The organism is Marinobacter sp. G11, assembly GCF_021282325.1.
In the GTDB taxonomy this organism is placed as follows: domain Bacteria; phylum Pseudomonadota; class Gammaproteobacteria; order Pseudomonadales; family Oleiphilaceae; genus Marinobacter; species Marinobacter vinifirmus.
In genome coordinates this window covers 1-7,084 of sequence record NZ_JAJSPB010000058.1, presented here as the reverse complement: position 1 = coordinate 7,084, position 7,084 = coordinate 1, and the positions used below count along the sequence as shown (strand labels likewise).

The 7,084-nt window shown below is 54.0% G+C and carries 5 protein-coding genes and 1 pseudogene; 1 reads left to right on the top strand and 5 read right to left on the bottom strand.

Annotation, left to right across the window (positions count from 1 at the left end; genetic code table 11):
- Positions 1-143 precede the first annotated feature (143 nt).
- Positions 144-629, top strand: a pseudogene (locus LWH94_RS18565) (tyrosine-type recombinase/integrase); the annotation flags it as partial.
- Between the two features lie 179 nt (positions 630-808).
- On the opposite strand, the gene LWH94_RS18560 reads toward LWH94_RS18565, so the two are convergent.
- From LWH94_RS18560 to LWH94_RS18540, 5 genes are read right to left on the bottom strand one after another with little or no spacing between them, the layout of a single operon-like run.
- Positions 809-2,983: an AAA family ATPase gene (locus tag LWH94_RS18560; protein WP_232903228.1), complete on the bottom strand. Its 2,175-nt coding sequence runs from the start codon at positions 2,981-2,983 to the stop codon at positions 809-811.
- The gene (locus LWH94_RS18555; RefSeq protein WP_232903227.1) at positions 2,976-3,416 is read right to left on the bottom strand and encodes a VPA1267 family protein; all 441 of its coding nucleotides are present in this window, start codon (positions 3,414-3,416) and stop codon (positions 2,976-2,978) included. The genes LWH94_RS18560 and LWH94_RS18555 overlap by 8 nt, the downstream gene beginning before the upstream one ends.
- Positions 3,409-4,077: a gamma-mobile-trio protein GmtX gene (gene gmtX / locus LWH94_RS18550; RefSeq protein ID WP_232903226.1), complete on the bottom strand. Its 669-nt coding sequence runs from the start codon at positions 4,075-4,077 to the stop codon at positions 3,409-3,411. The genes LWH94_RS18555 and gmtX overlap by 8 nt, the downstream gene beginning before the upstream one ends.
- Positions 4,074-6,707: a gamma-mobile-trio integrase GmtZ gene (gene gmtZ / locus LWH94_RS18545; protein ID WP_232903225.1), complete on the bottom strand. Its 2,634-nt coding sequence runs from the start codon at positions 6,705-6,707 to the stop codon at positions 4,074-4,076. The genes gmtX and gmtZ overlap by 4 nt, the downstream gene beginning before the upstream one ends.
- 1 nt (position 6,708) lies before the next feature.
- Positions 6,709-7,038 carry a hypothetical protein gene (locus LWH94_RS18540; protein WP_232903224.1) on the bottom strand — a complete coding sequence of 110 codons (330 nt, stop codon included), beginning with the start codon at positions 7,036-7,038 and terminating at the stop codon, positions 6,709-6,711.
- Between the last annotated feature and the right edge of the window lie 46 nt (positions 7,039-7,084).

Here is a 7,084-nt window from a genome sequence, read left to right as displayed (position 1 = left end):
GATCAACCGCAAGAGTGTGATTGTTCTGGCCGAGGACGGCCCCAAACAGTACAAGGTCTCGCCGGAGTTATTAAGGCCTCTGCGTGACGTGAAGTAGGTCAACTACGTCGTGGAATGAACGCTTACTATTCAACGGCAAAGGGCGGAAAGACCGATACACACTGATTCCAGGAAATCTCAGAGATAACCTTGAACGACAAATCGCCCACGCAAGGTCCGTGCACGAGTCTGATCTAGCCGATGGATTTGGCCTTACTTCGGTGCCCGCCTCACTGCATAAGAAGTACGGGCCGGTTATGAAGGACTTGGGATGGCAATACCTATTCCCATCTTCGACAAGATGCGTTCACCCCATCGCTGGCTATGTGTGCCGGCACCATCTTCATCGTTCTTCTTATTCGCGGCAACTGAGGCAGGCGGTTCTGGATAGCGGCACCACCAAACGAGTGTCAGCACACACCTTTAGGCATGCTTTCGCGACGGAGTTATTGAGATCAGGGAGTGATATTCGAACAGTTCAGGAAATCCTCGGCCACAGCGATATTCGGACGACTGAAATCTACACCCACATTATTGGCGATCGACGAGCTGGAACAGTTAGTCCATTTGATCGCTTGCCAGGTTCTTGAGAAGCGACCAAGCGCTTAACTGGGGCAGATAACGCCAAGGATATGAGGTACTCCGAATGTTCGCTTTTGTTTATGAGCTGATTTCGAGGTATTTGACGACCAGCGATGATCGTTTAAGATGAAGTTGCGGTACAGGGAGAGGTCCCGATGGCCGCGACCGGCGATGAGGGGGCGTGCCATTAATGGCTAACCCCCGAATCCCTCTCTTGCAGCAGCTCCCTCAAGAAACTCGCCCGCCTGGTGGCATTGCTTACCGATTTTACGATGGACGCAAAATCACTAGCCTGCCCGACAATATGTATCTCTGCCTCGGCACGGGTAATCGCCGTGTAAAGCCACGCACGGTCTGAGATACGCCCCGTCTGGACTGCCACGACGATTCTCGGGAACTGGCTCCCTTGAGCCTTGTGGAGCGTGATTCCGTAGCCAAGCTCCATGCAATCGAAGACTTCATCCGTAATTGAAATGGCTTCGCCGGTATCCAGTGTCACGACACCAAATGTTTCCTGGCCGTCCTGGGTGTCGCGCTCTGTTGAGGATAATACGCCAAGAGACCCATTCTGAATGCCTATGTTGTAGTTGTTCCTGGTGAAGAGGATCGGGTCGCCCACTCTGATATCGAGGAAGAATTCATCGCCATGCAATCTAAACTGCAAGCGCTCCCCATCGGGATTGATCAGCTTTTGGCACTCACGGTTCACCTCGCCAACTAGAGCCTTGGTGGCTCCAATGATCTGGGTGTTATAGGGTGACTGCGCATACAAGGATTTGCACTTATCGACCACCTTCTGCGGAGGCGTCTCGTGGAACGTGATTGCGCCAACCGATAACGAAGGAGGCATCTCGCCCCGGTTGATAGTGGTCGAGTATTCCGGGATACCCGTTGAGCCTTCTTGGCGTTTGACGATGTTCAGCTCAACCGTAGCGATTGCGCCGGATTCAACGATGTCTGAGAGAACTTTGCCACAGCCGATGGCTGGTAGCTGGTTCGGGTCGCCGGTCAGGATGATGCGTACCGAGGGATCGAGGTGCGTAACGATCCGATACATGGTCGGCAGGTCGATCATACTGGCTTCGTCGATGACCAGGAGATGCTGCACCTGATCCAGTGACGGCGAGATCGGCTCTTCCCTCAGCAGGCGAGCAATCGTCATGGTGAAGAATCCGATGCTCTCGTGCAGCCGCATGGCTGCTCGCCCTGACAGAGCGACCGCATGAACCTTATAGCCCAGCGCAGCATAGGCTTTGAGCACGGTTCGAAGCACCGTGGTTTTACCCGTTCCGGCACCACCCGTGATGCAGGACACCGAATTCGTCAGGCTCGACTCGACCGCTTGGAGCTGCTGCTCGGTCAGGTCGTAGGGCAACTCCTGAACGGCCTCGGTGAGCGCCGTGAAGACGGGTTCATCTTCATCCTTGGTGGCGGCCAAGACCTTGAGCCGCTTCGCAACGACCGACTCCATTATGATTTGGGCGGTAGGATGGTAGGTGCCGGTCTCTGGCCGGAGAATGAACTGGCCGTTGCGATAACCGCTGGCGAACGCCTCTGCGACCAGGGCTTTATCGCCCAGAAGCTTGACAACCTCGGGCCTGAGAGCTTGATGGGAGGCGTAGGTATGCCCCTTTTCTACCTCTTTTCGTATCGCGCCTTCTAAAGCAGCTGCGAGCCGCTCCGGTGCCGATTTCTCCATGCCCATCTGTTCAGCAATGGCATCGATATCGGGAAAAGACATCCCGAATCCGAGCAATGCGTAAGGATTGCTCTTGAGTATCGCAACGGTGCGATCATCGTGGTATTTCAGGATGCGTTGCTGAATGCTCAGCGGCACTCCCAGAAAAGCCAGCCAGTTCGCATGCGCAAGGTTTTTGTACTTAGCGTAGCCGTTGTAAAGCGCGGTTACTGAAACCTCGCTGAGAACCTTTCTGAGAAGGCCTCTGTGCTTAGCAGTGTCGGCCTGGAGCATAGAGTGCAGGTCGCTGCCAAAAGCGTCCCAGAGGGCTCGTGCTTTGGCCTCACCGATACCCGTGAACTCTTTTTCATTGGCAATGAAGCGGATCAACGCCTCACCCGTTTCCGGCAGCGTGCATTCCATCTCAGCTGGGGCGTCATACAAATGCTGCTGAAGCTCATAATCGCCTGCCTGAACGGTCTCCAGCGTCCTTACACCACGCACCCGCCATTGCTGGCCAACCGACGGCTTGATAGGCAAAGACTGGTTTTCACATCGGATGCTAACGATATATTTGCCCGAGTTGATTTTGTAACTGTCGACTTTAAGGGGAATGCCCGTGAAGATCGTGTATTTGTAGCCGTTATGCTGGCAACTGGTGACACGGAAATAATCCTCATGCATCGGGCGCGACTCCGAACTCAGTGAGGACTTCGGACAGTTCACCGTAACGTTTTAGCTTGGCTTCGAGGGTTGCCACTCGGGCCTTTAGCTCAATGTTTTCCTGCTCCAGCACAGAGAGCCTTCTCGATTCCATGGCTCTTTGGTTAACGCTAGGATCATAGCGCTTCGGTTCTGACTGCTGGGCCTGGGCGGTTTCGGTCAGTTCTGGCAGTACACCCCGATCACGCAGGCTTTGCTCCAGATTCTCCAGTGCCGTTTTAATGGCCGGATTCTGGCGCAACGCGCTCTTTCCGATGCCTATGGCTTTGGCCACTTCGCCACGGTTTAACTGGCCCCGAAAGATGATCTGCTTAAAATCGTCATCCGTTTGGGTGGCCACCCAGCTCTGGAAGGCACTCAGGTTCTGACGTGCTCTTTCCTGACCATTACTCATCCATTTTCCCCAGGATCTTTTTGATCGCAGTTAGAAATCCGCGAGGTAGGATTTCCGTACCCAGCTCATCTTTCACTTGGCCCCGTGCATTCGCTCTGAATCCGAGTTTCTCCAGCCATTCTTCGGTGCAGACGGTTTGCAACGCCTTGATCTCGTTCTCCGAACAGATCCCCTTTAACGAGGGCAGCAGCTCCACACTGGCTTCAGACTGGGGCTCCACATACGTCGTGGGTCGCTTATCAATCACGATCTCGGTTGTGCTCTTGAGCATATTGGCTTCGCTTCTGTAGCGATCCCGCTCCCGAATGATTTGTCCGAACAGCGCACGCACCGCCGCGTCCTCAATGCGCTCCAGCAGTTGGTGGTCCTGGCTCATTCTCTTGGGGGGGCCGACCGGTGGTTTCTTCGTGGTGGTCTTTGCCTTGGCGGCCCACGCTTCGACCAGATCCCGATAATGCTTGTTTGCAGTGGCACGAATCGACTGATAGCCCACACCGCCGTCTTCCTCGGATACGCGACCAATGGTGGTGATGGAAAAATCCTGGGCACCGGAGTCGAAGTAGGCGCTCAACGTTTCGTGGAGCTTATCCAGAGAAGCCTTTGTCTTCGCGGTCTTGCCGTCTTTAAGGGTGTCCAGAATCGCATCAACATCAATGTTCATTCGGACACCTCCAAGGCCGGAATCCGCTTCAGAGCGCCCGAAGACAGCGTGATCGGGGTGATTTGTTTGACTGCCTCAACTCCCGATTTCAGGAGCCCATCGTTCTCCAGGAACTCTTGCGCTTCGATGTAGTTCGTTGCGATTCGATAACCCTCCATCTTGTCCTCTGGGTCCGCGATCTTAGCCATCTTTCGAACGAGCGCATTACCCACGATCAACTGTGTGTTTTCGTCCATTTCCAGAAAGACGGGCTTGTACCCGGAGCGGGCCATCATTCGACTCAAGACATTGGTACGCTTGGCAATCGCAGGTGTCTTGCGCAGGTCATCGTGAAGGTCGGGGTAGAATTCAGCGTCCTCACAGAGCAAAGACAGGTGCAGCAATTCCGAGTCGGTTTCGATGAATTTCATGCTAACATTGAGGTCTTCCGCAGACCCCACGGCGACTAGCTTTTGACGGTCATCGTCCTCAGTTCGCCCATTTTCGATCTGGACCACTTTGTTGATCAGATTGAAGATGGCGATGTAGTCTTTGGCGTACTCATCTGCCTCCACGCGCTGCTTTTCGTACCGGCGCTCCAGAGACTGAAGTTCGCTGTGCTTGAGGAACGGCTTACCGGTTTCCTCGGCGATGAATAGCTCATCCTTCAGGGCCTCTAATTGGCCTTCAATCTCGGCGGCCAGTTCAGCCGCCTGGTGCGCTTTGTAGCTGATCTGATTGAACATAGAGTTGAGTGCAGGAAGGTAGGTCGCATCGGTGATGTGCCAGCGACAGCGGGGGCAGTTTTCAGGGCCATGGGGTACCGGGCCATAAACCCTAGTATCAGGTGCTGTTGAATTCCGGATTAACGGGCCGCCGTTCCAGCAGCCACCAACGATGGACAGTTCATCCGAACGCACGGAGTTGCCGCCGACCAGGCACAGACCGGTGGCCCGCTCTTCCCAGCCAATCGGATTCCGGTTCGCCAGCACGGCTTCGAGAGAGTTGTATGTATCACCGAACGACGCAGTGCAAAGCTGGATCTGCCTCATCTCTGCGTCCTGAAGAAAGTTCTTCAGGGACGCTTCCCCGCGTTCAACCAAGGCGGAGTCGGCCTCGCTCATTTTTTCGGCCATCACCGAGGGTGTGATCTTGTTGTAATAGATCGTCATTAACAGCCGGGTATGACCGGCCAGTAGCTTGGAGATCACCGGCAACGGCAGATCGGTGTCCATGGTGTAGCAGGTGATCAACGACACGCGGAGGCTGTGAAGTGGGTATTCCGTTGCCACCTTGCTCGCTTCTGGCCCCTCGTAGTCATCGCCGTAGTCTTTCACAAACCGCAGACGGTGCCCGTCTCTCATCCTCAAGCCCGACTGGAACAAATCTTCTTCCAGTTTCGACAACAGGCGGTACCAGGGATTCCCCAGTGTGACGCCGGAAATCGGGAAGCTTGAGTTTCTCTCTCGGAATAGAAACGCAAACTCGCCCATTTCGGCTAATTGCTTCTTGGATTTGGTCTTGCCAATATTTTTTGATTTAAGCTCGGTACCTTTAACCAACCGGTCGATGGGGTTATATTTTTCCTGCCAGTTGCGGAGTTTTTCCAGCCAATATAGCAGTTCTTCGTGCTGCCAAGGGATGGTGTAGCCGCGCTGAAGTTCGTCTTTGTTTTGATCGGCGGTTTTGTTGGTTGAGACGTACAGCCCGGTGGCATAGCTCTCCGTCATCGAGTCGTAAATGCGCCGGAAGACGCCTTTCTCATAGGGGCGCTTGGGTGCCCCATACTTGAAGGGGTGTTTGGTGTTTTCCACCCAATGACCGCGCTCGTAACGCCAGGTATCGCCTTCACCGGAGTCCAGAAACCGTACCTGAAAAGAACGAAGCGGCAGATGGAGTTTGGTAAATAGAAACATCGCCATCACCGGCGACCAGATCTCATGGATGGTCACAGACTTGTATGATTTACCGATTTTCCGTTGGACCAACCGTGTACGGGCGACGCAATCCGGATCATCGGGATCAATAACCTCTGGAGGCACTTCCATCCACGCCAAATTGCCATACTGGAGGTGATCGATGGCCCAATGCCAGTCCCGGAAGTGGAACCCAACCCATGGCGCTTTATTGCCGGAGTCATCTGTTGGGTAGGGGCAAAGAATGTGCCTGGCTTGCTGAATATAGCGATACGGTAACGGGCTGTGGACGGTTTCGGTTTTTGATTTGTTTTTCTTGATTCTATCGAACGGATTCAGGAACAGGGGGCGCTCGACGCCGTCATCATCCTCGACATTCAAATGGTGCTGGAGGATGTAGTCGCATAAATCAACCGCGTGCGAAACGTATTCGGAGTTATCAACAGTCGCTCCACTGCTAACCAAAAACGCCTTATACTCTTCACTGGACACTTTATGGCCGCTCGGATGGCCCGTGAAGATTGTAGCCACGTCAGCGGCATACGGGGCTTTCGCGTTCAGGTAAAGAAGAAATTTTCTTATACTCAACAAACGCTTACCAACGCCTTTGTCTTGCGTTTTTAGCCATTCAGCGGTGTACTGCTGCCATTGCAGCCAGTCTTGCCCCAGGTCCTCAGTCACCCACCCCAGCGTCAGATCCGTGGTGTAGCCTTTCCCTTTTAGTTTTTGGGTCATGTTATCGCTTCCCTAACCGTGGATTCTTGCCGGTGAAGTGGCCGTTTGGATCAAGGCCTTCAAAGCCGTGTTCTGCCAACGTATTCCAGTCGAAAGACGCGGGGATCTTTTCTTTATCCGATCCCAACTGAAGTTGTTGTGTTGCCTGGAACAGCGCTTCTGAGACTTTCACGCTGGAGGGCATGGTGTAAGGAACCTGAGACTCCAGACTTGCGTGATGCAGGCACTTTTTGCGAATGAGTGGGTCGACTGCGTATTCCAGACCAAGGTTGCCACTGATTCCAGACGAAGCCTGCCACCCATTCCACGCGAAAGCTGCCACTGATTCCACGGCAAAGCTGCCACCTTGGCAGGCTGCCTGATTTCCCCATCAAAAC

Bases quoted from the DNA above. Each gene is read 5' to 3' on its own strand.
- gmtZ (WP_232903225.1), bottom strand. From the start codon at position 6,707: ATGACCCAAAAACTAAAAGGGAAAGGCTACACCACGGATCTGACGCTG.
- LWH94_RS18555 (WP_232903227.1), bottom strand. From the start codon at position 3,416: ATGAGTAATGGTCAGGAAAGAGCACGTCAGAACCTGAGTGCCTTCCAG.
- LWH94_RS18560 (WP_232903228.1), bottom strand. From the start codon at position 2,983: ATGCATGAGGATTATTTCCGTGTCACCAGTTGCCAGCATAACGGCTAC.
- gmtX (WP_232903226.1), bottom strand. From the start codon at position 4,077: ATGAACATTGATGTTGATGCGATTCTGGACACCCTTAAAGACGGCAAG.